The sequence below is a fragment of the Protofrankia sp. BMG5.30 genome, from assembly GCF_001983005.1.
GTDB lineage: Bacteria > Actinomycetota > Actinomycetes > Frankiales > Frankiaceae > Protofrankia > Protofrankia coriariae.
This window is the reverse complement of the sequence record NZ_MOME01000016.1, coordinates 27,556-52,906: the sequence shown is the minus strand read 5'-3', so window position 1 is coordinate 52,906 and position 25,351 is coordinate 27,556. Positions and strand designations below refer to the sequence as shown.

17 protein-coding genes are annotated in these 25,351 nt (G+C 71.8%); 14 read left to right on the top strand and 3 right to left on the bottom strand.

The genetic code is table 11. The features are described from left to right. The first annotated feature begins 353 nt into the window (after nt 1–353). From BL254_RS10295 to BL254_RS10260, 8 genes are all read left to right on the top strand, one after another. Nucleotides 354–1,385, top strand: coding sequence for a rod shape-determining protein (locus BL254_RS10295; RefSeq protein ID WP_013872948.1), 1,032 nt, complete (start codon nt 354–356; stop codon nt 1,383–1,385). A gap of 44 nt (nt 1,386–1,429) precedes the next feature. Beyond that, nucleotides 1,430–2,419 carry a rod shape-determining protein MreC gene (mreC, locus tag BL254_RS10290; protein WP_047222882.1) on the top strand — a complete coding sequence of 330 codons (990 nt, stop codon included), beginning with the start codon at nt 1,430–1,432 and terminating at the stop codon, nt 2,417–2,419. Nucleotides 2,420–2,428: 9 nt separating this feature from the next. Next, complete coding sequence (mreD, locus tag BL254_RS10285) at nt 2,429–2,959, top strand: rod shape-determining protein MreD (RefSeq protein ID WP_076843187.1); 531 nt, start codon at nt 2,429–2,431, stop codon at nt 2,957–2,959. Nucleotides 2,960–3,000: 41 nt separating this feature from the next. Further along, the gene (gene mrdA / locus BL254_RS10280) at nt 3,001–5,382 is read left to right on the top strand and encodes a penicillin-binding protein 2 (RefSeq protein WP_076843236.1); all 2,382 of its coding nucleotides are present in this window, start codon (nt 3,001–3,003) and stop codon (nt 5,380–5,382) included. A gap of 56 nt (nt 5,383–5,438) precedes the next feature. After that, nucleotides 5,439–6,662, top strand: coding sequence for a rod shape-determining protein RodA (gene rodA / locus BL254_RS10275; protein WP_076843186.1), 1,224 nt, complete (start codon nt 5,439–5,441; stop codon nt 6,660–6,662). A gap of 200 nt (nt 6,663–6,862) precedes the next feature. After that, on the top strand, nt 6,863–8,863 hold the full coding sequence (locus tag BL254_RS10270) for a TIGR03960 family B12-binding radical SAM protein (protein WP_076843235.1): 2,001 nt from the start codon (nt 6,863–6,865) through the stop codon (nt 8,861–8,863). Further along, nucleotides 8,847–9,608, top strand: a complete 762-nt coding sequence (locus BL254_RS10265; RefSeq protein WP_076843185.1) for a TIGR03936 family radical SAM-associated protein — start codon at nt 8,847–8,849, stop codon at nt 9,606–9,608. Before BL254_RS10270 ends, BL254_RS10265 begins: the two co-directional genes overlap by 17 nt. A gap of 621 nt (nt 9,609–10,229) precedes the next feature. Then, a complete protein-coding gene (locus BL254_RS10260) occupies nt 10,230–13,001 on the top strand; it encodes an Rne/Rng family ribonuclease (RefSeq protein WP_076843184.1) in 2,772 nt (923 codons plus the stop codon). A 128-nt stretch (nt 13,002–13,129) separates the two neighbouring features. On the opposite strand, the gene BL254_RS10255 is transcribed toward BL254_RS10260, so the two are convergent. Beyond that, on the bottom strand, nt 13,130–13,702 hold the full coding sequence (locus tag BL254_RS10255) for a hypothetical protein (RefSeq protein ID WP_047222878.1): 573 nt from the start codon (nt 13,700–13,702) through the stop codon (nt 13,130–13,132). A gap of 508 nt (nt 13,703–14,210) precedes the next feature. Between BL254_RS10255 and rplU the strand changes: the two genes are divergently transcribed. Genes rplU through proB form a run of 4 tightly spaced genes read left to right on the top strand, consistent with a single transcriptional unit; the run spans nt 14,211 to nt 17,537 of the window. Further along, on the top strand, nt 14,211–14,528 hold the full coding sequence (rplU, locus tag BL254_RS10250; RefSeq protein WP_076843182.1) for a 50S ribosomal protein L21: 318 nt from the start codon (nt 14,211–14,213) through the stop codon (nt 14,526–14,528). 6 nt (nt 14,529–14,534) lie between these two features. After that, nucleotides 14,535–14,804, top strand: coding sequence for a 50S ribosomal protein L27 (gene rpmA / locus BL254_RS10245; RefSeq protein ID WP_047222877.1), 270 nt, complete (start codon nt 14,535–14,537; stop codon nt 14,802–14,804). A 49-nt stretch (nt 14,805–14,853) separates the two neighbouring features. Then, complete coding sequence (gene obgE / locus BL254_RS10240) at nt 14,854–16,422, top strand: GTPase ObgE (protein WP_076843181.1); 1,569 nt, start codon at nt 14,854–14,856, stop codon at nt 16,420–16,422. Further along, nucleotides 16,419–17,537 (top strand): glutamate 5-kinase, encoded by a 1,119-nt coding sequence (proB, locus tag BL254_RS10235; RefSeq protein WP_047222876.1) that lies wholly within the window; start codon nt 16,419–16,421, stop codon nt 17,535–17,537. Before obgE ends, proB begins: the two co-directional genes overlap by 4 nt. A 115-nt stretch (nt 17,538–17,652) precedes the next feature. On the opposite strand, the gene BL254_RS10230 is transcribed toward proB, so the two are convergent. Together BL254_RS10230 and BL254_RS10225 are read right to left on the bottom strand one after the other, a co-directional pair. Beyond that, nucleotides 17,653–21,405 carry an AAA family ATPase gene (locus BL254_RS10230; RefSeq protein WP_076843180.1) on the bottom strand — a complete coding sequence of 1,251 codons (3,753 nt, stop codon included), beginning with the start codon at nt 21,403–21,405 and terminating at the stop codon, nt 17,653–17,655. Then, nucleotides 21,405–22,697, bottom strand: a complete 1,293-nt coding sequence (locus BL254_RS10225) for an exonuclease SbcCD subunit D C-terminal domain-containing protein (protein WP_076843179.1) — start codon at nt 22,695–22,697, stop codon at nt 21,405–21,407. Before BL254_RS10225 ends, BL254_RS10230 begins: the two co-directional genes overlap by 1 nt. A 464-nt stretch (nt 22,698–23,161) precedes the next feature. On the opposite strand from BL254_RS10225, the gene BL254_RS10220 reads away from it, so the two are divergent. Beyond that, a complete protein-coding gene (locus BL254_RS10220; protein WP_047223001.1) occupies nt 23,162–24,421 on the top strand; it encodes a glutamate-5-semialdehyde dehydrogenase in 1,260 nt (419 codons plus the stop codon). A 310-nt stretch (nt 24,422–24,731) separates the two neighbouring features. Continuing rightward, nucleotides 24,732–25,292, top strand: a complete 561-nt coding sequence (locus BL254_RS10215) for a hypothetical protein (RefSeq protein WP_139342258.1) — start codon at nt 24,732–24,734, stop codon at nt 25,290–25,292. The last annotated feature ends 59 nt before the right edge of the window (nt 25,293–25,351 follow it).

The following is a 25,351-nucleotide window of genomic DNA, read 5'->3' as shown; positions in this document are numbered from 1 at the left end:
GCGCCTTCATCGGGTTGTCTCAGGTAGCATCTTTGCTACTCCGAGTGTTAGAACTGATCGTACGGGTCGGGGCTGACAGGCCTGGTGACCCGGCGTGGCAGGTGAACCGTCGCACGCCACGTATCCGCACACCTACGGCAGGCTCGAGGGGCCCGGTTTACGCTCTTTGGTGTCTGCAACAGCAGGTATCTGCAACAGCGTCTCTACTGGATTGCCGGACTACTGGACTATTGGATGGGGCTCGTCGAACAAGCAGTGGACACGACATCGTTACGGACACCGCCTGCCTTGCACACCCCGCACAGCCTGCGTGCGCACCCAGACCCCACACCCGGGAAGGCCGGCATCCGACGATGTCCAGTTCGCTGTCGTTCCTAGGCCGTGACATGGCCGTGGATCTTGGCACCGCCAACACCCTCGTCTACGTCCGTGGCCGCGGAATCGTCCTGAACGAACCCAGCGTGGTCGCGATAAACACCACCACGACAGGCATCCTCGCCGTCGGGACCGAGGCGAAGCGGATGATCGGCCGCACGCCCGGCAACGTCGTCGCGATCCGTCCGCTCAAGGACGGCGTCATCGCGGATTTCGACACCACCGAGCGCATGCTGCGCTACTTCATCCAGAAGGTCCATCGGCGCCGGCACTTCGCCAAGCCGCGGCTGGTCGTCTGCGTCCCCTCCGGTATCACCGGGGTCGAGCAGCGGGCGGTGAAGGACGCCGGCTACCAGGCCGGCGCGCGCAAGGTCTACATCATCGAGGAGCCGATGGCCGCGGCCATCGGAGCCGGTCTGCCCGTGCACGAACCCACCGGCAACATGGTGGTCGATATCGGCGGCGGCACCACCGAGGTGGCGGTGATCTCCCTCGGCGGGATCGTGACCAGCCAGTCCATCCGGACCGCCGGGGACGAACTGGACACGGCCATCATCTCCTACGTCAAGAAGGAGTATTCGCTCATGCTCGGTGAGCGGACGGCGGAGGAGATCAAGATGGCCATCGGTTCCGCGCACAAGATGTCGGACGAGCCGAGCGCCGAGATCCGCGGCCGGGACCTGGTCTCGGGTCTGCCCAAGACCATCGTCGTCACCGCGGAGGAGATCCGTAAGGCGATCGAGGAGCCGGTGAACGCGGTCATCGACGCGGTCAAGGTCACGCTCGACAAGTGCCCCCCGGAGCTCTCCGGCGACATCATGGACCGCGGGATCGTGCTGACCGGTGGCGGAGCGCTCCTGCGCGGACTGGACGAACGCCTGCGCCACGAGACCGGCATGCCGATCCACATAGCCGACAACCCGCTGCACTCGGTCGCCATGGGCTCCGGCAAGTGTGTGGAGGAGTTCGAGGCGTTGCAGCAGGTACTCATCTCCGAGCCCCGTCGCTGACCGTCCGCAGGCACGGGGGATCTCTTCAGGTACGGAGGCCGGTGGTGGGACGTGACACCCGGCGTTCCCGCATGATCATAATCGTGTTGCTCGTCGTGGCCTTTACTCTGATCACCATCGACTACCGTTCGAGCGAGCGTTCGTCCGGCGTGCGCGGTGCCCTGCGCGAGGCGTTCGGCGGGGTCGAGGGGGCGGTCAGCACGGTCACCCGTCCGATCGGGCGCACCCTGTCCGCGCTGGCCCATCCCAACCGGTACCAGAAACGCGCGGATGCCCTCGCCGCGGAAAACGCCGAGCTGCGCCGGCGCCTCGCCGAGGACGAGGAGGTGCGGCGGCAGGCCGCGGCGCTGTCCAGCCTGCGGCTGCTCGCCGACAGGGGAGAGTACACGATCATTCCGGCCAGGGTCGTGGCGATCGGTGACATCACGGGGACGGACTGGACGGTCACGATCAACGCCGGCAGCGCCGACGGCATCGCCCCGGACAGGCTGGTGATCAACAATGACGGGCTGGTCGGCACCGTCCTGACCGCCACCGCCCACACCGCCGTGGTCCGGCTGGTCTCCAGCCCGGCCAGCCACGTCGGCGCCCGGCTGGAGAACACCAGGCTGCTCGGCGCGGTGACCGGCCGGGGCACCTCCGGCAGCCTGACCTTCACCCTCTACGACGCCACCCTCCAGGTGAAGACGGGCGATCGTCTGGTGACGTTCGGCAGCGTCGACTATGCCGGCGGGGTGCCGATCGGCGTCGTCACCAAGGTCCTGGACTCCGGCGGGGGGCTCTCGCACTCGGCCGAGGTCACCACCTTCGCCGCCCTGGGCTCACTGGACCTCGTCGGCGTCGTCGTCGGCCGACCCGCCACCGATCCGGGCGACCGGCTGCTGCCACCACGTCCGATACCGCCGCCGACCGCCGCGCCGCCGGCTGCCACGCCGTCCCGGCCACCGGCCACCGCGTCGCCGTCGCCAGGCCTGCCCGTGCGGATCTCCCCGACAGCGACGCTCGCCCCCGCGGCGAGGACGTCCACCGGCTGAGGCGGGATCATGTGGGACACGGGTACGCGCGCGGCCGAGCCGCGGGGCAGGATCGTCGTGGTCACCGTCGCCGTGATGGCCGTCCTGATCGTGCTGCAGGTGTCCGTCATCGCCGCGCTGCGCCTGCCGCTGGGCAGCCCCGACATCGTCCTGGTCGTGCTCTGCTTCGTGGCGCTGTGCCAGGGACCCGTCACCGGCGCGGTCGTCGGCTTCAGCGTCGGCGTGCTCGCGGACCTGCTCTCCACACACGTCCTCGGCCAGACCGCGATGGTCTTCTCGCTGGTCGGGTACGGGGTGGGGCTCGTCGGCGAGGAGACCGACCGGTCGGCCTACCTGCCGCTGGCCGTCGCCGCCGCCGCGTCGGCGCTCGGGACGGCCGGTCACGCCGCGATGGCCGRCATCATCGGCCAGCCGAGCCTGACCGGTACCCAGACGCTGCTGCGCGCGCTCGGCGCGGCGCTCTACGCGCTGGTGCTGACCCCGGTCGTCTTCCCGCTGGTCACCGCCGGGCTGCGGCGCCTGCACAGGGAGCAGATGTGATCGGGGGACGAGCGCGACGGCCGGGCCCCCCGGAGGAGTCCCTGGACGACCGCATTCGGGTGCGGCTGGTCGTCCTGCGCGTCCTGGCGGTATCCCTGCTGATCACACTTGGTGCCCGGCTGTGGACCCTGCAGATACTCGACGGTGACCACTACCGCCATCTCGCCGAGACCAACCGGGTCCGTGAGGTCGTCACCCCGGCGATCCGTGGCCTGATCGTGGACGACCAGGGGCGGCCCCTCGTCCGTAACCGGACCTCCCTGGTCATATCGGTGAACCGATCGGTCACCGACCGGCAGAAGGACTCCGGACAGGCCGTGCTGGAGCGGCTGTCAGGTGTGATCGGGACGCCCGTCGCCGACGTCAGGGCGCGCATCCAGTTCTGCTCCGCCACGGTGAAGCCGCCGTGCTGGAACGGCTCGCCCTACCAGCCGGTCCCGGTGGCCAAGGACGTCTCCGCGCAGCAGGCACTGGCGATCATCGAACATCCCGACCGGTTCCCCGGGGTCTCGGCCGACCTGCAGGCCGTGCGCGAGTACCCCCAGGGCTCCCTGGCCGCGCACGAGCTGGGATATCTCAGCCCTGTCACCCAGAAGCAGCTCGACGCCGACGGCGCCAGCAAGGGATACCACCAGAACAGCCTGGTCGGTGTCGCCGGCCTGGAGAACACCTACGACACGGACCTGCGGGGCGCCGACGGCGTGCAGCGGCTCGAGGTCGACCGGTTCGGGCGCGTCGCGGGCACCGCGTCGGCCACCGCGCCGCGCAGCGGTGACAACCTCGTGCTCTCGCTCGACACCGGCGTCCAGCAGGCGGTTGAGCAGACCCTGCAGAAGACCCTGGACTCCCTCGGCGGCGAGCGGGCGCGCACCGCCTCCGGTGTCGTGCTCGACGCGAAGACCGGTCGCGTGATCGCCATGGCGAGCCTGCCCTCCTACGACCCGTCGGTCTTCGTCGGGGGCGTCTCCGAAGCCGACTACAGGGCACTGTCCGACCAGGCCAACGGGATTCCGCTGCTGTCGCGGGCGTACCAGGGCTCGAGCGCGCCAGGGTCGACGTTCAAGCCGGTGTCGACCCTGACCGCGCTGACCAACCTCAGCGCGTCGACCACCAAGAAGTACGACTGCGCGCCCAGCCTGCAGATCGGCACCCAGACCTTCCACAACTTCGAGGGGTCGTCCGCCGGGCCGGTCACCCTCCACCAGGCCCTGGTCATCTCCTGCGACGTCATCTTCGACCAGTTCGCCTACGAGGCATGGCTGGCCGACGGCGGGCTGCGCAACGGGCGCGGACCATACCGGGATCCCGACGAGTACTTCGTCAGGATGGCCCGCGCCCTGGGGTTCGGTAGCCGCACCGGCATCGACCTGCCGGGCGAGACAGCGGGGTCGGTCGTCGACCGGGCCGGCGCGAAGGCGATCTGGGAGGAGCTGAAGGACTCCTACTGCCGCCGGGCCCGCAACGGCTACCCGGAGGTCACCGACCCGGCCAAGGCCGAGCGGTTCCGCCGCTACGCAGCCGAGGCGTGCGTCGACGGCTACCTGTACAACGGAGGCGCGGCGGTCCAGTTCGCGATCGGGCAGGGCCAGTACCTGTCGGTCAGCCCGTTGCAGCTCGCGGCCGCCTACGCCGCCATCGCCAACGGCGGGACGCTGTACCAGCCCAGCCTGGCCAAGGCGGTGATGGCCCCGGACGGCCGCGTCGTACGGGCCATCGAGCCCAGGGTCGCAGGCAGGCTTCCGGTCGCGCCCGACTCGCTGGCCTACATTCGCAACGCCCTGCACGGGGTGACCAGCGAGGGCGGCGGGACCGCGACCGGGGTGTTCGCGGACTGGCCGAACGACACCATCCCGATCGCGGGCAAGACCGGTACCGCCGAGGTGGAGGGGGCCGGGGACACCTCCTGGTTCGCCTCGTTCGCGCCCGCGAACGACCCGCAGTTCGTCGTCGTCGTGACCGTCCMGGACTCCGGGACCGGCGCCGAGTACGCGGCTCCGGCCGTCAAGGCCATCTACCAGAGCATCTACGGCATCGGACGCCCCGCGGCGCTCGCCGACGGCAGGCCGCCGTCGCAACTGCCCCGCCTCGAGCGGGACGGGACGTTCGCCGCCGATGCGGCCGCCCCCGGTGCGGCCGCCGCCGGTGCGACTGCCAGCGGTACCGCGTCGGCGCCGGCCGCCATCCCGGGTACCACCATCCTGGGCGCCAGCATCCCGGATAGCACGGTCCAGGACGTGTCGGTTCAGAGGATCGCTGCCGTGGCCGCCGGCCCGGCCCCCGTGGGTGGGACCGCCGTCCATGCGGCCGTGGCGCCCGCGGCCGTGGCGCCCGCGGCCGTCACAGGCGCGGTGACCGCCTCCGTCCGCGGGCCACCCGACGTCCCCCCGAGCCCCGGGGCTCCCGCCAGCGCTGGTTCCGGCTGACGTCGAGGGCCCCCGGGTCACCCGCTCTTCTATCGGCGATCATGGATGGAGGGTTCATGACGAGCCCGACGGCCCTGCGTTCGTCCCCGGTTCCACCGCGCGGCAGGATCGGCCAGCTGCGAGACCGGGCGTCGGGCCGGCACTCCCCGCTGCGCCGGCTGGACTGGCCGCTGCAGATCTCCGTGATCATGCTGGCGGTGCTCGGGGCGCTGCTGGTATGGTCCGCCACCCGGCAGCGCGAGACCGAGAGCGGTGGCGACCCACAGATATTCCTCAAGCGCCACCTGCTCAACCTGGCCATCGGGCTGGTACTCGCGGGCGTGGCGACCCTCGTCGACTATCGCATTCTGCGGGCATATGCGCCGTTCGTGTACCTGGGATCACTGCTCGGTCTGGTCGCCGTTCTGCTGGTGGGCTCGACGATAAACGGGGCACACTCCTGGATCGTCCTGCCGGCCGGTTTCCAGCTGCAGCCCTCGGAATTCGCCAAGGTGGCACTCATCCTCGGGATGGMGATGATTCTCGGGGAGAAACACGACGACCGCGACACCGGTATCCGGCTCAACCCCGGCCACCAGGACGTCATTCTGGTGCTCGCGCTGGCGGCCGTGCCGATGGCACTCATCATGATGCAGCCGGACTTCGGCACCGTCATGGTGTTCGTGTTCGTCATTCTCGGCATGCTCGCGGTCAGCGGCGCCCCGAGCCGATGGGTGATCGGGCTCATCCTGTGCGGGGTCCTCTTCGGCGCGGCCATCCTGCAGTTCCATCTGCTCAAGCCGTACCAGGAGGCGCGCCTGACCGAGTTCGTCCGGGACAACCAGAACACCTCGTCGACCGGCTACAACGTCGACCAGGCCATGACGGCGATCGCCAACGGCGGCCTGACCGGCCGCGGCCTGTTCAGCGGGACGCAGACCCAGGGCCAGTTCGTGCCCGAGCAGCAGACCGACTTCGTCTTCACGGTCGCCGGGGAGGAGTTGGGTTTTCTCGGCGCCGGCGGGGCCCTGGTGCTGCTCGGCGTGGTGCTGTGGCGGGCGTTGTCGATCGCGTTCGACTCCGGCGACACCTTCGGGACGATGATCGCTACTGGGGTGGTGTGCTGGTTCGCGTTCCAGATGTTCGTCAACATCGGGATGACCCTGGGGGTCATGCCGGTGACGGGGCTGCCCCTGCCGTTCCTGTCCTACGGAGGGTCGTCGATGTTCGCGAACCTGCTGGCGGTCGGCCTGTTGCAGAACGTCCGGCTCCGATCCCGTTCAGACCCCTACGCCCTGTAGCGCCCCTATGCCTTGTAGWCGCCCGATAGGGCCGGTGCAGTCGCCTGGTAGGGCGGGTCCGACGGGCTCGCGGCCAGTCGGGCTCACCGGCCGTCGGTCGTGCCCGTCGGTCGTCCGTCGGTTGTCCATTGATTGTCCGTCGATCGGTCGGCGGCCGGTGACCATGTGCTGGCCGGCGTGTGTGCCGTAGGCTCGCGGACATGTCCGGACAGTCGCTGTTCCCTCGCCTGGAACCGTTGTTGCCGCGGGTCCGYAAACCCGTGCGCTACCTCGGCGGCGAAGGAAATTCCCAGGTCAAGCCCTGGGATGACGCGCTGGTTCGCTGGTGCCTGATGTATCCCGACGCCTACGAGGTCGGCCTTCCCAACCAGGGCGTCCAGATCCTCTACGAGATCCTCAACGAGCAGCCGGACGTCCTGGCCGAACGCACCTACTCGGTCTGGTCGGACCTGGAGGAGCTGCTGCGCGAGCACGGCATCCCCCAGTTCACCGTGGACGCCCACCGCGCGGTCGGTGACTTCGACCTGCTGGGGGTGAGCTTCGCCACAGAGCTCGGTTACACCAACCTGCTGACCGCCCTGGACCTCGCGGGCATCCCGCTGTACGCCACCGACCGGGACGAGCGGCATCCGATCGTCATCGCGGGTGGGCACGCGGCGTTCAACCCCGAGCCGATCACGGCCTTCGTCGACGCGGTCGTCCTCGGCGACGGTGAGCAGGCGGTCCTGGAGATCACCGACGTCGTCCGTGCCTTCAAGACCGCCGCGCGTCCCGGCGGGCGGACGGAGCTGCTCATGCGGCTGGCCCGGCGCGGGCTGGTCTACGTGCCGTCCTTCTACGACGTGGACTACCGGCCGGACGGCCGGATCCGCGCGGTCACCCCGAACCGTCCCGGGGTGCCGGCCCGGCCGGCCAAGCACACCGTGAGCAACCTGGATGCCTGGCCGTACCCGAAGGCGCCGCTGGTTCCGCTGGCGGAGACCGTCCACGAGCGGATGAGCGTGGAGATATTCCGCGGCTGCACGCGTGGCTGCCGCTTCTGTCAGGCCGGGATGATCACCCGTCCGGTCCGGGAGCGCAGTATCGACACCATCGGCGAGATGGTCGCCCAGGGCCTGGCGGCCTCCGGATTCACCGAGGTCGGGCTGCTGTCGCTGTCCAGCGCCGACCACACCGAGATCGGTGAGATCGCCAAGGGCCTGGCCGACCGGTACGAGGGCACCCACACCTCGCTCAGCCTGCCCTCGACCCGGGTGGACGCGTTCAACGTCACGCTGGCCAACGAGTTCTCCCGCAACGGCCGTCGCAGCGGGCTGACTTTCGCTCCGGAAGGCGGGTCCGAACGGCTGCGCAGGGTCATCAACAAGATGGTCAGCGAGGAGGACCTGATCCGCACGGTCAGCACCGCCTACGCCCAGGGCTGGCGGCAGGTGAAGCTGTACTTCATGTGCGGCCTGCCCACCGAGACCGACGAGGACGTGCTGGCGATCGCGGGCCTCGCCCGCGAGGTGATCAGGGCCGGGCGGCGGGCCAGCGGGCACCGCGACATCCGCTGCACGGTGTCGATCGGCGGCTTCGTGCCCAAGGCGCACACGCCGTTCCAGTGGGCGGCCCAGGCCTCCCACGAGGTCACCGACGCCCGGCTGCGGCTGCTGCGCGACGCCATTCGCGGCGACCGGGAGGTGGGGCGGGCGATCGGTTTCCGCTACCACGACGGCCGTCCGGGCATGATCGAGGGCCTGCTCGCCCGCGGTGACCGCCGGGTTGGCGCGGTGATCGAACGGGTATGGCGCGACGGTGGCCGGTTCGACGGATGGAGTGAGCACTTCTCCTTCGAGCGTTGGGAGAAGGYCTGCGTCGAGGTGCTGGAGCCGTTGGGGGTCTCCCTCGACTGGTTCACCACCCGTGAGCGCGACGAGCGCGAGGTACTGCCCTGGGACCACCTGGACTCCGGCCTCGACCGTGACTGGCTGTGGTCGGACTGGCAGGAGGCGCTGCGCGGGGCCGAACTGGACGACTGCCGCTGGACTCCCTGCTACGACTGCGGGGTCTGCCCGACCATGGGCACGCAGACCCAGATCGGCCCGACCGGCCGGATCCTCCTGCCGCTCGTGTCGACCGGGCCGAGCCGGCCCGGCGGTTCCAGCGGCCCCAGCGGTTCGGGTAGCCCCGGCAGGTCGGCCGATGCCGCGGCGTCCTGAGGGCCCGCCCCCGCCACCGGTCGTCGCGCGGGTGCGGGTGCGGTTCGCCAAGCGGGGGCGGCTGCGTTTTCTGTCCCACCGGGACGTCGCACGGACCTTCGAGCGTGCCCTGCGGCGCGCGGACGTCCCGATGGCGTACTCCGCGGGCTTCAGCCCACATCCGCGCATCTCCTGGTTGGGCGCCGCCCCCACGGGCGCCGCCAGCGAGGCCGAGTACGTCGAGCTCGCCCTGGCCGACCATCGCCAGCCCCGGGCGCTGGGGGAGGTGCTGGACGCGGCCCTGCCGGCCGGGCTGGACGTGGTGGCCTGCGCGCCGGCGACCGCGACACCGCTGGCGGAGCTGGTGGACGCGTCGCACTGGTGGATCCGGTTGCCAGGTGTCGCGCCCACCGCGCTGGCCGCCGCCGTCGAGGCGCTGCTCGCCCGTGACCTGGTCGAGGTGGAGCGGGTCACCAAGGACGGACATCGGCGCTTCGATGCCCGTCAGGCAGTGGTCTTGATGGTTTGCCGTGCGGAGAACGACACGTGTGCGATACTGGATACGGTTGTGCGGCACACGACGCCCGCCGTACGACCCGACGACATGCTGACCGCCCTCTGTGTGGTCGCCGGCCTCCGGCCGTCAGTACCACCCGAACCGCTACGGCTCGGGCAAGGTCGGCTGCTGGCGGATGGCACCGTGGCGGATCCGCTCATGYCGGACCGCGACGACGCGGAACGGCTGGTCGGCCGAATCGATGCGTGATGCAGGGTGTCRCAGGATTCGCCGGTGGTACGCCGCCGGACCGAGACAGTGGTTCCTGAGCGGTCGCGACTGTGACAGCAGCGCGCCCGGGGACCCCGAGAGGCTTCATAACCCGTGCCCGAAGACATTTTCACAGGCTCCGATGAGACACCTACCACGCGTCCAGCACCGAGACGGCGGCGCGCTGCCGGACGATCAGCCGGACCCCCGCCCGAGATCCTGACCRGAGACGGGGCCGAAACCGCCGTCGACATCAGCGCGGAGGTCCCGACCGAGTCACCTGCCACGACCGAGTCGTCCGGTACGTCGTCGTCGCCGGACGAGCCGGTAGCCGTCAGCGACGTGGCCAGCGAGCCGGCCACCGCGAGAACCGATCCGCCGGAACCGGCAGCCGTGCCGTCGACGACGGCGCCGTCAACACCACCGGCGGAGTCATCGCCGGCAGAGTTGTCGCCGTTGCCGGCAACAGAGCCGTCGGCAACAGAGCCGCCGGCAACGCGGGTGACGGCTGTCCAGCCCACCGGTTCCGACCGGTCGTGGCCGGCCGCGTCCGAATCTGATCTTTCCCGGTCTGATCTTAGCGGTTCCGTGGCCGCGCGGACCGGCGGACCGCGGACGCCGGTGACCGGCGACATCGCCCCGGCCGCGCAGCCACGGCCACGCCGTGGCCGAGCGGTCACGGCGGTGACCTTCCAGGCGCCCGAGCCCGCCGCGATCGAGCTGGTGCAGCGCCGCCGCCGCGAGTCCTCGCCGACCAGCGCCGACACCTTCTCGTTCGGCTCCGCGTTCGGTGCCGACAGGGTGAACGGGGACGCCGCGAACGGCTCCGGTGGGGCGTCCACCGCCGCGGCCGGCCCGTCCACCGGTACCGGTGGAGACCGGCGGTACGCGCAGCCCGAACCGCGGCCGGCCGTCGGTACCGGTTCGGGCGTCGACGACGATCCCGAGCACGAACCTGAGCTGGAGCTCGCCGGATACACCGATGCCGACGCGCCGACGGCGACGGATCCGGCGGCCGACGACAGCGGCGACAGCGCTTCGACGCGCCGGCGCCGCCGCGGCCGGCGCGGCCGCGGCCGGGCTCGCGCCGACGAGGAGACCGACAACATCGACGAGCTGGACACCGCAGCCTTCAGCGGGGCGCGCGGCCGTTCTGACGAAAGCGGCCTGGACAGCACGGCCGATTCCGGCCGCTCCGGGGCTGACGACCCACGATCGGCGGCGGACCGGGAACCGGCGGAGTCCGACGAGTCCGAGCAGTCCCGGTCCGGGCAGACCGGTCCGGCCGGCGCAGCCCTCGAGGAGGAGGAAGGGCTGCCGGGCAGCTCGCGCCGTCGGCGCCGTCGGCGCCGACGGGACGGTGCCGCGCTCGTCGACGACGGCGCGCCTGACGACCCGCCGGTGACGGTCGTACACGTGCGCGAGGGACGGACCCGCGACGACGAGGTCCGTGGCGCGAACGAGGTCCGCGGGGTCAGCGGCTCGACCCGGCTGGAGGCCAAGCGGCAGCGCCGGCGGGAGGGCCGGGACAGCGGTCGGCGCCGTCCGCCGATCGTCACCGAGGCCGAGTTCCTCGCCCGCCGGGAAGCGGTCGAACGGCGCATGATCGTCCGTAACGCCGGCGACCGCACTCAGATCGCGGTACTTGAGGACGGGGTGCTTGTCGAGCACTTCGTCACCCGGGCCAGTTCCTGGTCGTACGCGGGCAACGTCTACCTCGGCCGGGTCCAGAACGTGCTCGCCAGCATGGAGGCAGCGTTCGTCGACATCGGCAAGGGGCGCAACGCCGTCCTGTACGCCGGTGAGGTCAACTACGACGCCAGCGGGCTCGACGGACGGCCCCGCAAGATCGAACAGGTGCTGAAGTCCGGCCAGTCGATCGTCGTCCAGGTCAGCAAGGACCCGATCGGTCACAAGGGGGCGCGGCTGACCAGCCAGGTCAGTCTCCCCGGCCGCTACCTGGTCTACGTGCCGGACGGACAGAACGCCGGGATCAGCCGTAAGCTTCCGGACACCGAGCGTGCCCGCCTGAAGGCGATCCTGAAGAAGATCACTCCAGAGAAYGGGGGGGTGATCGTCCGGACCGCGGCCGAGGGCGCCAGCGAGCAGGAGCTTGCCCGGGACGTCGCTCGCCTGTCGGCCCAGTGGGAGGACATCTGCCGCAAGGCGACGAAGGCCACCGCCCCGGCGCTGCTCTACGGTGAGCCCGACCTTGTGATCAGGGTGATTCGGGACATCTTCAACGAGGACTTCGCCGAGTTGGTCGTGCAGGGAGCGGGAGAAGCCACGATGATCGAGGACTACGTCGACATGGTGGCGCCGGACCTGCGTGACCGGGTCCGCCGGCAGGCCGGCCCGGTCGACGTCTTCGACGAGTACCGGGTCGACGAACAGCTTGCCAAGGCACTGGAGCGCAAGGTCTGGCTGCCCTCGGGCGGCTCCCTGGTGATCGACCGTACCGAGGCCATGACGGTCATCGACGTCAACACCGGCAAGTTCACCGGCAAGGGCGGCAACCTCGAGGAGACGGTCACCAAGAACAACCTCGAGGCCGCCGAGGAGATCGTCCGTCAGCTCCGGCTGAGGGACATCGGCGGGATCATCRTCATCGACTTCATCGACATGGTGCTGGAGAGCAACCGCGAACTCGTCCTGCGGCGCCTGACGGAGTGCCTCGGCCGGGACCGCACCCGTCACCAGGTCGCGGAGGTGACCAGCCTCGGGCTGGTGCAGATGACCCGCAAACGGGTCGGTCAGGGACTGCTGGAGGCATACAGCGAGCCGTGTACGCACTGCGGCGGGCGTGGGGTGATCCTGCACCTGGACGGCGCGTCCGCGCCCGCGCGGAGCGTACCGGCCGACCCGCCGGTGCCGGCGCCGCCGTCGACCGGCAGCACGACATCGGATGCCGTGGCGGCAGGCGCGGCAACAGGCACCGCGGCGGCAGATCCGGTGGTGGCAGATCCAGTGGCGGCAGACGCGGTGGCAACGGCCGGCGCGGCATCGGGCGCCGCCACTCCGGATGCCCAGGCGCCCGGGGCCGCCCCGGCCGACGCCCCGGCCGACGCCGTGCCGGCCGCTCCCGACACCGCGGCTCCTGGCGGCGCAGCTCCCGGCACCAGGGCCGCTCGTGGCAGGGCCGCTCGTGACAGGGCCGTGCGTGACGATGCCGTGCGTGACGATGCCGTGCGTGACGATGCCGCTCGTGACGATGCCGTGCGTGACACGGCCGGCCACGACGGCGTGGCCAATGGCTCGGGCCCGTCATCGAACGGATCCCGTTCATCGGGAGCGCGCGCCGGCCGCCGGCGTGCCTCACGGGCTGTCGCGCCACCCCAGGAGAGCACGTCGGGTGATCTGGAGACGGTCGGGGGCGCGGCACGCGAGAGCTGACCGGCCGCCCATCGCGGGATCCTGGCTGCTTGCTGGCCAGGATCCCGCGATGGGCGGCCCGCCGTCGGCGGGGAGCCCGCTGCCGGCTGCTTCCAGCGCCGGTCTCGGCGTCGGTTCTGGTGCCGGTTTCAGTGCCGGGCGGCGGACACGTCCGCCACCGTCCGGTACGACCGCACCGGCTCCCGCCGGACGAAGTCACCCCGTTGGCGTTCGCGTAGCAGCGCGTCCAAGGCTGCCCGGGACCGCTGGAGCGCGCCGTCGACGGCGTCGCTGGCACGGTGGTTGTCCCCCATCTGCAGGGCGTAGGCGGCGACCACCAGTGCCTGGACGACGTCGTCCTGGGCGCAGAGGGCGTCCCCGTCGGGGTCACCGTCGGTCTTTTCGGCCTTCCCAGCCTTCCCAGTCCCGGTCCTTGCGGCGAAGCCGCCGGTCGTGGCCAGCCCGCGGGCCTGTACCGCAAACCAGCACGCGGCGCCCGCCGTACCCAGCGCCCACAGGGCGCGGAACGCGGCGGGAAGACCGACCAGGTCGTTGACGGCCATCCCGGCCACGGTCGTGATGACGACAGTGGACGCCGCGATCGTCGCCGACCGTCGCGGCGGGTCCGTGGCGTGGGCCGCGGTCAGCAGCGGCCAGCCGGCGGTCAGGACGGCAGTGACCGTCACGGCACCAGCGCCCCAGATCACGACCTGCCACCCCACCCACCCCACCGTGACCCACCCCACCGTGCACCCCCGTCTGGCTGGAGCTGTCGTGTCGGCTGCCGGTCGGCCCGGGCAGCCCTCTCCAGCGTCGATGGTTGCGTGCCGGTGAGCGGGACGCCATGGCTCATCCGTGCCATGGCCGGATGCGCCTGCTGGGTGGGTGTGGGCGCCTTGCGCCACGGGCCTGTCGTGCGGGCCGGTATGTGCCGCTGCGGGGGCTGGCCGGCATGGTGGTAACGTCGTGGCGGTTCACGTCGGCCGTCGGCGTCGGTGTGGTTGGTCAGATGGTTGATCAATGGCTGGCCGGCGGTGTTCTGGCCAGCGGCGTGTCCTGGCCAGCGGCGGTGTGGTTGGCCAGCGGTGTTAAGGTAGTGCAATCAGGGCCGGGCGCGGGGTGTTCTGCCGCGCCAGTCAGAGCCCCTGAGGGTGGCGGTGTCCGATCAGCGGTCGGGCCGCCCCGTCCTCGGGTGCTCCAATGCCCGTCCGACTTCAGCAAGGAGAACCGGTGTACGCGGTCGTGGCCAGCGGCGGCAAGCAGCACAAGGTCGCCGTCGGCGATGTCGTCGACGTCGAGCTCGTTCCGGGCGAGCCGGGTGCGGCCGTCAGTCTGCCCGCGCTTCTGCTTGTCGACGGCGACGTGGTGACCCACGACAGGGACGCGCTCGCGTCCRTCGAGGTGACCGCCGAGGTCGTCGAGATCGTCAAGGGTCCCAAGATCAGGATCCACAAATTCAAGAACAAGACCGGCTACCACAAGCGGCAGGGTCACCGCCAGAAGCTGACCCGGCTGCGGGTGACCGGTATCGAGCCCGGGAAGGCCTGAAGCGACATGGCGCACAAGAAGGGCGCGAGCTCGTCGCGCAACGGCCGCGACTCGAACGCCCAGCGTCTCGGTGTGAAGCGTTTCGGCGGCCAGTATGTCAACGCCGGCGAGATCATCGTCCGGCAGCGTGGCACACACTTCCACCCCGGTGGGCAGGTCGGCCGCGGTGGCGACGACACGCTGTTCGCGCTGGCCGCCGGGCATGTCCAGTTCGGTACCCGGCGGGGACGTCGGGTCGTCAACGTCATACCCGCCGAGGAGCTTCTGTCCGCCTGATCCAGGCGGGTGTTGCCGGTCGGCCGCGGTTGAGGAAGGCAGCGGTGCGGTGCCCACCTTCGTTGACCGCGTCATCCTTCACGTCACCGCGGGTGATGGCGGGCATGGCTGCGCGTCGGTCCACCGGGAGAAGTTCAAGCCGCTCGGCGGGCCGGACGGCGGCAACGGCGGCCGGGGCGGTGATGTCATCGTCCGGGTCGACCCGGACGTGACCACCCTGCTGGACTTCCACTTCCACCCGCACCAGCGGGCCTCTGGTGGACGGCCCGGCCAGGGCTCCAACCGGCACGGCGCCGACGGCGCCGACCTTGTCCTGCCCGTACCGGACGGCACCGTCGTCCTGCGGCCGGACGGCGAGCAGATCGCCGATCTTGTCGGCGCTGGTAGTTCGGTGGTCGTCGCCCGCGGCGGGCGCGGTGGGCGTGGCAACGCAGCGCTTGCCTCCACCCGGCGCAAAGCCCCCGGGTTCGYGGAACTCGGGGAGCCGGGGGAGCAGCTGGACGCCGTCCTCGAGCTCAAGACCGTCGCGGACGTGGCGCTGGTCGGTTTCCCCAGCGCTGGCAAGTCCTCGCTGGTGTCGGTGCTCAGCGCCGCCCGGCCGAAGATCGCTGACTACCCGTTCACGACGCTGGTACCCAATCTCGGCGTGGTACAGGCCGGCGACAACGCCCCGTACACGGTGGCCGACGTCCCGGGCCTCATACCCGGCGCGAGCACCGGGCGTGGGCTCGGCCTGGAGTTCCTGCGCCATATCGAACGCTGCTCGCTCATCGTCCACGTGCTGGACTGCGCCACCCTCGAACCCGGTCGCGACCCCCTGACCGATCTCGACGTGATCGAGGCCGAGCTCGTGGCCTACTCGACGGACCTGTCCGACCGGCCACGGGCCGTCGTCCTCAACAAGATCGATGTCCCGGATGCCCGTGAGCTGGCGGAGCTGGTCACCTCCGAGCTCACCGCCCGTGGGCTGGACGTCTTCGCCGTGAGCAGCGCGACCCGGGAAGGCGTGCGGGCGCTCTCGCTCGCGCTGGCCGAACGGGTCGCCGAGCATCGGGCCGCGCGGCCGCCGCAGGCGTTCCAGCGGGTGATCATCCGGCCCCGCGCGGTCGACGAACCCGACTTCGCCGTGCGTGCGCAGGACGACGGGTTCGTCGTGACCGGTGCCAAGCCGCTGCGCTGGGTCCGGCAGACCGACTTCAGCAACGACGAGGCGATCGGTTTCCTCGCCGACCGCCTCGCCCGGCTGGGGGTGGAGGCCGAACTTGCCCGGCTGGGCGCGGAGTCCGGCGTGGCAGTCACCATCGGTGATGTCACTTTCGACTGGGAACCGCAGCTGAGCCGCCACGGCGGCCGGATCGTCGATGATCATGAAGGTGGGGCGGCCGGGGCGGAGTCGACCCTCGGCCCGCGGGGCAGCGACGACCGACTGGTCACCTCCACCCGGCTGACCCGTGCGCAGCGGCTCGCCCGCCGGGCCCGCGACCGCGAGGCCTTCGCAGCCCGGAACGCCGACCCGCACGGCCCGGACACCCCTGATGGCATCGACAGCCATGACAGCTCCGGCCTCCTCGGCGGCCCCGACGGACCCGGAGGCCTGGCGGACGAGGTCAGAGCGTGACCGTCCGTGATTTCGTGCTGCGGGCCGACCGGGTCGTGGTGAAGGTCGGCTCGTCGTCGCTGACCACCGCGGCCGGCGGTATCGACGGCGACCGCGTCGACGTCCTGGTCCGGGCGCTCCTGCCGCGGGCCGGCCGGCTGGTACTGGTTTCCTCGGGAGCCATCGCCGCCGGGCTCGCGCCGCTGGGCCTGACCCGCCGCCCCCGGGACCTGGCAACCTTGCAGGCCGCGGCCAGCGTCGGGCAGAGCATGCTGGTGCACCGGTACGCGACCGCGTTCGGACGCGCCGGCCACCAGGTCGGCCAGGTGCTGCTCACCGCCACCGACGTGGTGCGCCGCACCCACTACCACAACGCCCGGACCACCCTCGACCGGTTGCTGGAACTCGGCGTGGTCCCCATCGTCAACGAGAACGACGCGGTGGCCACCCAGGAGATCCGGGTCGGGGACAACGACCGCCTCGCCGCGATCGTCGCGCATCTGGTGTCCGCGGACCTGCTGGTCCTGCTCTCGGACGTGGACGGCGTCTACGACGCCAACCCCCGGCGCGGCTCGGCCACCATGATCCGCGAGGTCCGGAGCGACGCCGACCTCGAGGGGGTCGGCACCCGGGGCACCGGCAGCGCCGGCGTGGGCGTCGGCGGCATGGCAACCAAGATCGACGCTGCTCGGATGGCGGCCTCGGGCGGGGTCACGACGCTGATCACCTCGGCGGCGAACGCCGCCGCCGCCATCGCCGGGGCGGAGGTGGGGACGGTGTTCCACCCGAGCGGCCCGCGGCGGGCGTCCCGGCTGCTGTGGCTGGAGCACGCGACCACCCCGCAGGGCAGGCTGTTCCTCGACGACGGGGCGGTGAACGCGATCGTGGACCGGCGGGTGTCGCTGCTGCCGGCCGGGGTCACCAAGGTCGACGGCGACTTCGCCGCCGGTGACCCGGTGGACCTGGTCGACCCGTCCGGCCAGCCGGTCGCCCGCGGGCTGGTTGCCTACGACGCCGCGGAGCTGCCCGGGATGCTGGGCCGCTCGACGTTCGACCTGGCCGCGGAACTCGGCTCCTCCTACGAACGGGAGATCGTCCACCGCGACGACATCGTGCTCCTCCAACGGAAGCCGTAGGCAGAAACCGTCGTCACTATGACGTTTTCCACCTACGGCTGCCGCCGCCGTAGGTGGAAAAGGTCGTGACAACAGCGGTTTTCACCTACGGCTTCCGTACCAACAGTCAGTCAGCTCAGACGGTGGTGCGTACGTGGCTGCCGTTGGCCTGTTTGATGACGGTGATCTGGGTAGGGATGCGTTGGCGCAGGTCCGCGACATGGCTGACGATGCCGACCAGCCGGCCACCGGAGCGCAGGCTGTCCAGGACGTTCATGACCTCCTCCAGGCTGTCCGGGTCGAGGCTGCCGAACCCCTCGTCGATGAACAGCGCGTCCATCGCCTGGCCGCCGGACTCGGCGGTGACCACGTCGGCGAGGCCCAGCGCCAGGGACAGGGCGGCCTGGAAGGTCTCCCCGCCGGACAGGGTGGCGGTGTCGCGCCGCCGACCTGTCCAGGCGTCCTCGACCAGCAGGCCGAGGCCGGCCCGCCGGCGTCGGTCCCGCCGCTCACCGCTGTCGTGGACGAGGGTGAACCGGCCGCCGCTCATCGCCGACAGGCGTCCGCTCGCCGCGGTCGCGACCTCCTCGAGACGGGCGGCGAGGACGAAGCTCGACAGCGGCATGCCGTGGCGGTTGCCGCCACGGCCCGTGGCCAGTTCGGCGAGGCCGCGCAGTTCCTCCGCGGCCTCGCGCAGCGGCGGTACCGCGGCGAACGCGGCGGCGAACGCGGGCACCAGGTCGGACAGCCGCCGGGCCCGGTCGTCGGCGCGCGCCGCTTCGGTGAGCGCCGCTTCGTGCCGCTGCCGGGCCGCGAGCGCGTCCGCCTCCCGCTCGGCCACCGGCGCCGGCCTGTCCGGGTCAACGGCCAGTTGGGGGCTGGCCAGATGGGACCGCACACCGACAAGGTCGTCGCGGTGGGCTGTCAGGCGCGCCTCGGTGTCGACGATCCAGCCTTCCTCCCGGCAGGCTGCCTGGGCCGCGGCCACGTCCGGGAAGCCGGCGGCGTGGGCGTCGTGGCTCGCGCCGGCCGCGGCGCGGCGGTACTCCTCCTCGGCCAGGGCCGTGGTTGAGGCGGCCGCGTGGCAGTCGGAGTAGGCGTCGGCGAACTGGGCGACCTCGCGCTGGCGGGCGGCCAGCCGCCCGACGTCCCGTAGCTCCGGTGGCAGGCCGGCCCGCTGCCGCTCGGCCCGGGCCCGGCACTCCTGCGCCCGGGTGCGGGCGAGCTGTTCACCGGCGGCGTGGCCGGCCAGGTCGGCCGCGGCCCGGGTCTCCTCCTGACGCACCCGCTCAAGCGCTCGCTCGGCGGCCGGGAGGTCGTCGGCCTGCGCGGCGAGCGTCTCGGCCCGGTCCGCCAGGCCGACCGCGGCCTGCTCGAACGCGTCGACGGGGAGCACGGTGGGCAGTTCGGGGCCCGCGGGCAGCCCTTCCAGCCGCGTGACACCRTCCGCGGCACCGTGGCCGGCGACCTTGTGATCGGCATGATGATCAGCCTGGTGATCGGTGTGCTCGACCTGGCCGCCGCTCCCGCGATCGGCGGGACCGTACTGGGTGGGACCGTACTGGGTGGGACCGTACTGGAGGGCACCGTGCTGGGCGGCGCTGTGGCCGGTGGCTCTGGGGTCAGCGGTCCTGCGGTCGGCGTGCCCGGCGGCCGCGCGGCCGGTGTTCTCGCGACCGGTGGTTTCGTGATCGACGGCGTTGCCGCGATCATTTCTGTGAGCGGAATTCCCGTCGTTCCCGCCGGGGACGGGGTCGGGCACGCCCAGGACGGTCACCGTCGCGAACGCCCTGACCGGGCGGGGAGGCCCGCTACCGACATCCTCGGAGGGCAACGGGCCGCGCGGTGTGACGGACTCGACGCGCGTACCGCCGGCCGGACCCACCGCCGTGACGTCCACCACCGGCGTGTCCGCTGGTGCGGTGTTCGGCGTCGCGGTGTTCGGCACGGCGCCTGCCAGCGGGGTGTCCGCTGTTGTCGCGCCGGCCATTGTCGTGTTCGCGGACATCGTGTTGTTCGCCGGGTTCGCCGGGTTCGCTGGCGCCGGAGCTGTTGGCGGGGTGTTCGCCGTGGTCGATACGCCCACCGTGCCCGCTGTGCCGATCGCGCCAGTCCTGTCGCCGGCCGGGCCAAGGTCGGCCGCGGGTGCGGTCTGCCCCGGGGCGGCCGGGCCGGCGGGCCCGGGGACGGCGGTGGCGGGATCCACCTGGTTGGCCAGCGCGCGCGTCAGCGTGCGGATCCGTTCGTCGAGCCGGTCGGCGTCGCGGCGGGCGTCGGTGGCCTGCGTCGCGAGCCGGTTGGCGATGGCTTCGGCCGCGAGCTCGTCGTCCTTGCTGACGTGGTCCGCGCGGGCCTCGGCCGGGTCGGGATGCGTGAGGGATCCGCAGACCGGGCAGGGCGAACCGTCGACCAGGGCGGCGCTGAGCTCCGCGGTGATCGCGTCGAAGCGCTGCTGACGGATGTCACCGGCCTGCTCGCGGGCCAGCCGTGCGGACTGCTCCGCGTCGTGCGCATGGGTGAGGGCCTGCCCCCGTCGGCGTACGGCGGCGGCCAGCTCGGCGGCCGTCCGTGCCTGCTCGCGTGCGCCTGGCAGGGCGGTTGCGGCGGCCCTGGCGCGGCTGTGCCTGGCCTCGAGGGTACGGCGCTGTTCGGGCAGTTCGGCGCGCAGGTATTCGGTGAGGGTGGCGACGGCGGCCGCGTGCGTGTCGGCGTCGATGTCGGCCGCCGTGGCGGCGGCGTCGTCCGCGTCGGCGGCGGTCAGGATGTTCGCGAACTGCTCGAGGCGTCCCATGTCGGTGTGGGCGACCCGGGCCAGCCGGGCCAGCTCGTCGACGTCGACGTCGTGCCGGGCGCCGAGCAGTTCCAGGCGGTGGCGGCCGGTGTCCTCGGCCAGCCGTGCCCGGGTCAGGTCGTCCGCCCGCTCCCGTACCTGGTCCAGGGCACGGCGGACGGTGGCGGCACGGCGGGCGGCGGCCAGCTCGGCGGCCATGACCTCGATTGCTGGGAGCTGCGCTTCGAGTGTCGCCAGCCTGGCGTCGAGCTCACGCCGCTGCTGTTGGCGTTCGGCGAGTCCGCGGGTGAGGTCGAGCGACTCCTCGGCCTGCCGGCGGGTCTCGGCGGCTGCTCCGGCATGCTGCGTGGCCGTGCGGGCGGCGGCGTCCGCGGCCGCGGCAAGGCCGGCGACCCAGTCGGCGTCGGTCTCGAGATCGTCCGGTTCGGTGACCGCGGCGGCCTCGGTGGCCCGGGTCGCCACCCGGACGAGGTCGCCGCGGGCGGCGGCCAGCCGCTCGCCCGCGATCTTGGCCTGGTCGGCGAGCCACTGTTCGGCGTGCTCGAACCGGCTGACGGCGAACAGCCGCTTGAGCAGCCGTTCCCGCGCGTCGTGGTCGGCCTGCAGGAAGTCGGCGAAACGCCCCTGCGGTAGCATGATCACCTGGAAGAACTGCTCGGCGGTCATCCCGAGCAGCCGGCCGATCTCGAGCCCGACATCCTCGTTGCGCTGGGCGACGGCCTCCCAGCCGGTGTCGGTCCGGCGCCTGAGCAGGGCGGTCGGGTTCACTCGGGAGCTGCCCCCGCCGCCGCGCCTGGGCCTGTCCCAGGATGCCGTCCGGGCGATCTGGTAACGCTGCCCGGACACGCTGAACTCCAGTTGCACACGCGGCTGAGCGTCCGCGCCGGCATGGTGGGAGCGCAGGTCCTTCGCGCGGGCCCGCAGCCCCGGAACGACTCCGTAGAGGGCGAAGCCGAGCGCGTCGAGCAGTGTGGTCTTCCCGCCGCCGGTCTCGCCGCACAGCAGGACCAGGCCACCGGCTCCGAGCCGGTCGAAATCCAGCTCGACCTTGTCCGGGAAGGCTCCGAAGGCTGCGAGTTCCAGCCGGTGCGGGCGCATCAGGCCGCGTCCTCGGCCCGGCGGGCGTCGTCCAACGCAGCCTGTAACAGGGCACGTTCGCGCTCGCTCGGCTCGGACCGCACATGTGTGACGAACGCCTCGGCCACCGCGAGATCGGAACGCCCGTGGACGCGCCGGCCGTAGGTGAGCTCGTCGCCGGTGGCGTCGAGGGCGGGCTCGTGGCTGAGGGTGAGYGCGAAGGGGAAGCGGCGCTGCAGGGTTGCCATCGCGTCCAGCGGGCGGACCGGGTCGGTGAGCACCACCGAGACGAAGTCGGCGGTGTGCCGTTCGTGGTCGATGGCCGTCATCAGCTCCGCCAGCCGGCCGCGCAGCCGGGCGAGGCCGCGGTACACGGGGACCGGGATCTCCTCCAGCCCGCACAGGCCGTCCGCGTCGATTTCCACCAGCAGTGACGACTTGACGTCGCCCGCCTCGGAGAACGAGTAGGGCAGGGGCGAGCCGCTGTAGCGCAGGCCCTCGTCCAGCGCCTGTGGCCGGTGCAGGTGCCCGAGCGCGGTGTAGGTGACTCCGTCGAAGAGCTTCGCCGGGACGGCCGCGAGCCCGCCGACGCTGATGTCGCGTTCGCTTTCGCTGGCCTGGCCGCCGCTGACCCAGGCGTGGGCGCAGACGATGCTGCGGCCACCGCGCCGGGCCCGGTCGGCGTGCACGGCACGCATGGCCCGGCCCAGCGTCGCGGCGTGCGACAGCGCTCTACCAGCACCGATCGGGGCCTTTTCATTGCTGTTCGTGTTCACGGTATCGCTGATCGTCGTCGATTTGTTGCTATTCGTATCTTCTCTGCTGCTATCTGTCGTCGTAGCCGTGTCGCCAGGGTGGGCCGCGTCGTCGGGGTCCGGGGTGGGAACCGCCGGCAGGGCGTCGGCCACCGCCGCCGGTTCCAGGTAGGGGAGCGCGTAGACGTGGATGGGTCCGTGCGCGTCCTCGACGGTGACGGGGGTGGCGATGGCGGACACGTCCGTCCTGATGCGCACCCGGGGGTCGAGCAGCCCGGCCTTGTCGCCGAGGCGGGCGCCGGCGTCGTGGTTGCCGCTGATCACCACCACGTGCGCGCCGGCGTCCCGCACCCGGGACAGCGCCTCGTCGAACAGCCGCATCGCCGCGACCGGCGGGATAGCCCGGTCGTGGACGTCCCCGCTGACCACGACGAGGTCGACGCGTTCGGCCCGGACGACCTCGACAAGATGGTCGACGAAGGCGGCCTGCGCCGCCAACAGGTCGAATCGGTGCAGAGTACGCCCGAAGTGCCAGTCGGATGTATGCAGCACGAGCATGTCTGCACGGTAGGACGCRCCGCCGATGCTTCCGCACGCGGGTACGGTTTGTGTGCGTGCCCGTGCCGCCACGGAACCCGTGCCGCCACGGAAATCGTGACCGGGCCGCCGGCGGACCGTGGGGAATCCTCGTGGCTGCCCTGACACGCCGGTAACCTCGTAGTGCCACGGAAATGTGGGCCGTCCGGACGCCCCGGGCCGGCTTCCGGGCTCCCGGGCCGGCGTCGCCGAACCGGTGGGAGCCCCGGATCCGGTGGGGACCCCGGGCGCGGGAACATCGTCGTGCCGCCCCGGCCCTGCGCGGCCTGAGGAACGCGGGCCCCGGCGGCACGATCATGATCGTGCCGCCGTCGGTCCGCCGCCCTGCACACGCGGTCCTCCGGTGGTCCGGGAACATGATCGTGTCGTTTCCGGCCCGCTGGGCGTGGCGTGTCGGACGAGCGTCAGGTCGGGAGGAACTGGTCATGAACAGCCTTGCGGAGGATGTCCGCGAGACCGCGGTCCGGGCGCGTGACGCCGCGGCCGTGCTCGCACCGCTGTCCCGCGCGGACAAGGACCGCGCGCTGCACGCGATGGCGGACGCGCTGCTCGCCGGCGCCGGGCCGATCCTGGCGGCCAACGGCGCGGACGTGGCCGCCGCGCGGGCCGCGGGCACCGGCGAGGCCATGATCGACCGACTCACCCTCACACCTGACCGGCTCGCCGCGATCGCGGACGGCCTGCGCCAGGTCGCGCTGCTCGAGGATCCGGTGGGCACGGTGGTGCGTGGCCGGGTGCTCCCCAACGGGATCGAGCTGCGCCAGGTCCGGGTGCCGCTCGGCGTGGTCGGGATCATCTACGAGGCCCGCCCGAACGTGACGGTCGACGCCGCGGGCCTGTGCCTCAAGAGCGGCAACGCCGTGCTGCTGCGCGGCAGCGCCTCGGCCCTGCGCACCAACGCGGCGCTGGTCGCGGCGCTGCGGGAGGCCGCGGCCGGGGCCGGGCTGCCCGCGGACGCGATCGCGCTCGTGCCCGGCGCCGACCACGAGTCGGTCAAGCAGCTCATGCGCCTGCGCGGTCTCGTCGACGTGCTGATCCCGCGCGGCGGCGCCGGGCTGATCCGGACCGTGGTGGAGGAGTCCACCGTGCCGGTGATCGAGACCGGGGTCGGTAACTGCCACGTCTACGTCGACGTCGACGCGGACCTCGACCAGGCGCTGGCGATCGTCCTCAACGCGAAGACCCAGCGGGTGTCGGTGTGCAACACGGCGGAGACGCTGCTGGTGCACGCCGGTGTCGCGGACGTCTTCCTGCCGCGGGTGCTCGCGGCGCTGCGGCAGGCGGGGGTGACGATCCATGGCGACGACGCGGTCCGTTCCCAGGACCCGTCGGCGCTGTCCGCGACGGAGGAGGACTGGGCCGCCGAGTACCTGTCGCTGGACCTGGCGGTGCGGGTGGTGGACTCCCTCGACGACGCCGTCGCGCACATCCGCCGGTGGGGCAGCGGGCACACGGAGGCGATCGTGACCCGTTCGCTGGCTGCCTCCCGCCGGTTCATCGCGACCTGCGACAGCGCGGCGGTCATGGTCAACGCTTCGACCCGCTTCACCGACGGTGAAAGGTTCGGTTTCGGCGCCGAGATCGGAATCTCCACCCAGAAGCTGCACGCCCGTGGGCCGATGGGCCTGACCGAGCTGACATCCACCACCTGGGTGGGCGTCGGCGACGGCCATCTGGTGGTTTAGAGCGGGGCGCCAGCGGCGCGATCATGCTTTTGCGGAGCCGGTGGTCCGTGTCCTTGGACGCCGGGCGGCCGGGGCTGCCCGCGGGTGGGCATCTGGTCGGTGACCTGGCCGAACAGGGGGACGCCGACGGCCGGGCCGTGCTGCCAGGTACGCTTCTGACTCGGTAGGGGGATAGCTCTGGACATTCCGTTACTTGTCTCCTGGTCCGAACCAGGATCAGACGAGAGACGGTCTGCTCGTTCGAGCGTTTCGGGGGGCGTCGGATGTCGAAATTCCATGGTGTGACTGTGCGAACGACGGAGGGAACGCCGTGTCGGATGAGGACGTGCCGACGGGTGCCAGGTCGCGCACGGCGGACATGATTGTTTATGCGTGCGGTGTGGCGGGGCTGATTGCCGTGCTGGGGACGTTCCTGCCGTGGGCGGGTGCGACCCTCGCCGACCGGGGTGCCGATCTGCTGCACAGCAACAGATCGGGACTGGAGCTGTCCTGGCACGGCAAGGTGGTGCTCGGACTGGGCATTCTCGGCGTCGTCATCAGCGTGCTGCTGTCCGAGATCCCCCGTGCCCGCCCGTTCGGGCTGGCGCTGCCCGTCGTGGGTGGCGCTATCGCCGTCCTCAGCGCTGTCAAGATCAATGCAGGGGACGCGATAGMCGCCAAGCTTCTGCGGCTGCGGATCGGCACGTTCCAGACGGACAATCCCGTGGTCACCGCCGAGGTGGGCCTGGGCCTGTGGCTCAGTCTCGTAGCCGGTGTCGCGCTTGTCCTCGGTGGGCTTTTTCTCGGCCGGTCCGCGTGGCGGGCGACCGGCGCTTCCAGGCGGCCCTCCGGCGGCATATCCGGTGACGTGTCCGGTGGTATAGCCCGGTGACGCCCGGCGCCTGTTACGCCCGTCGTGCGTTGGTCCGGCGCGCCCGCCGGCCCGACTCC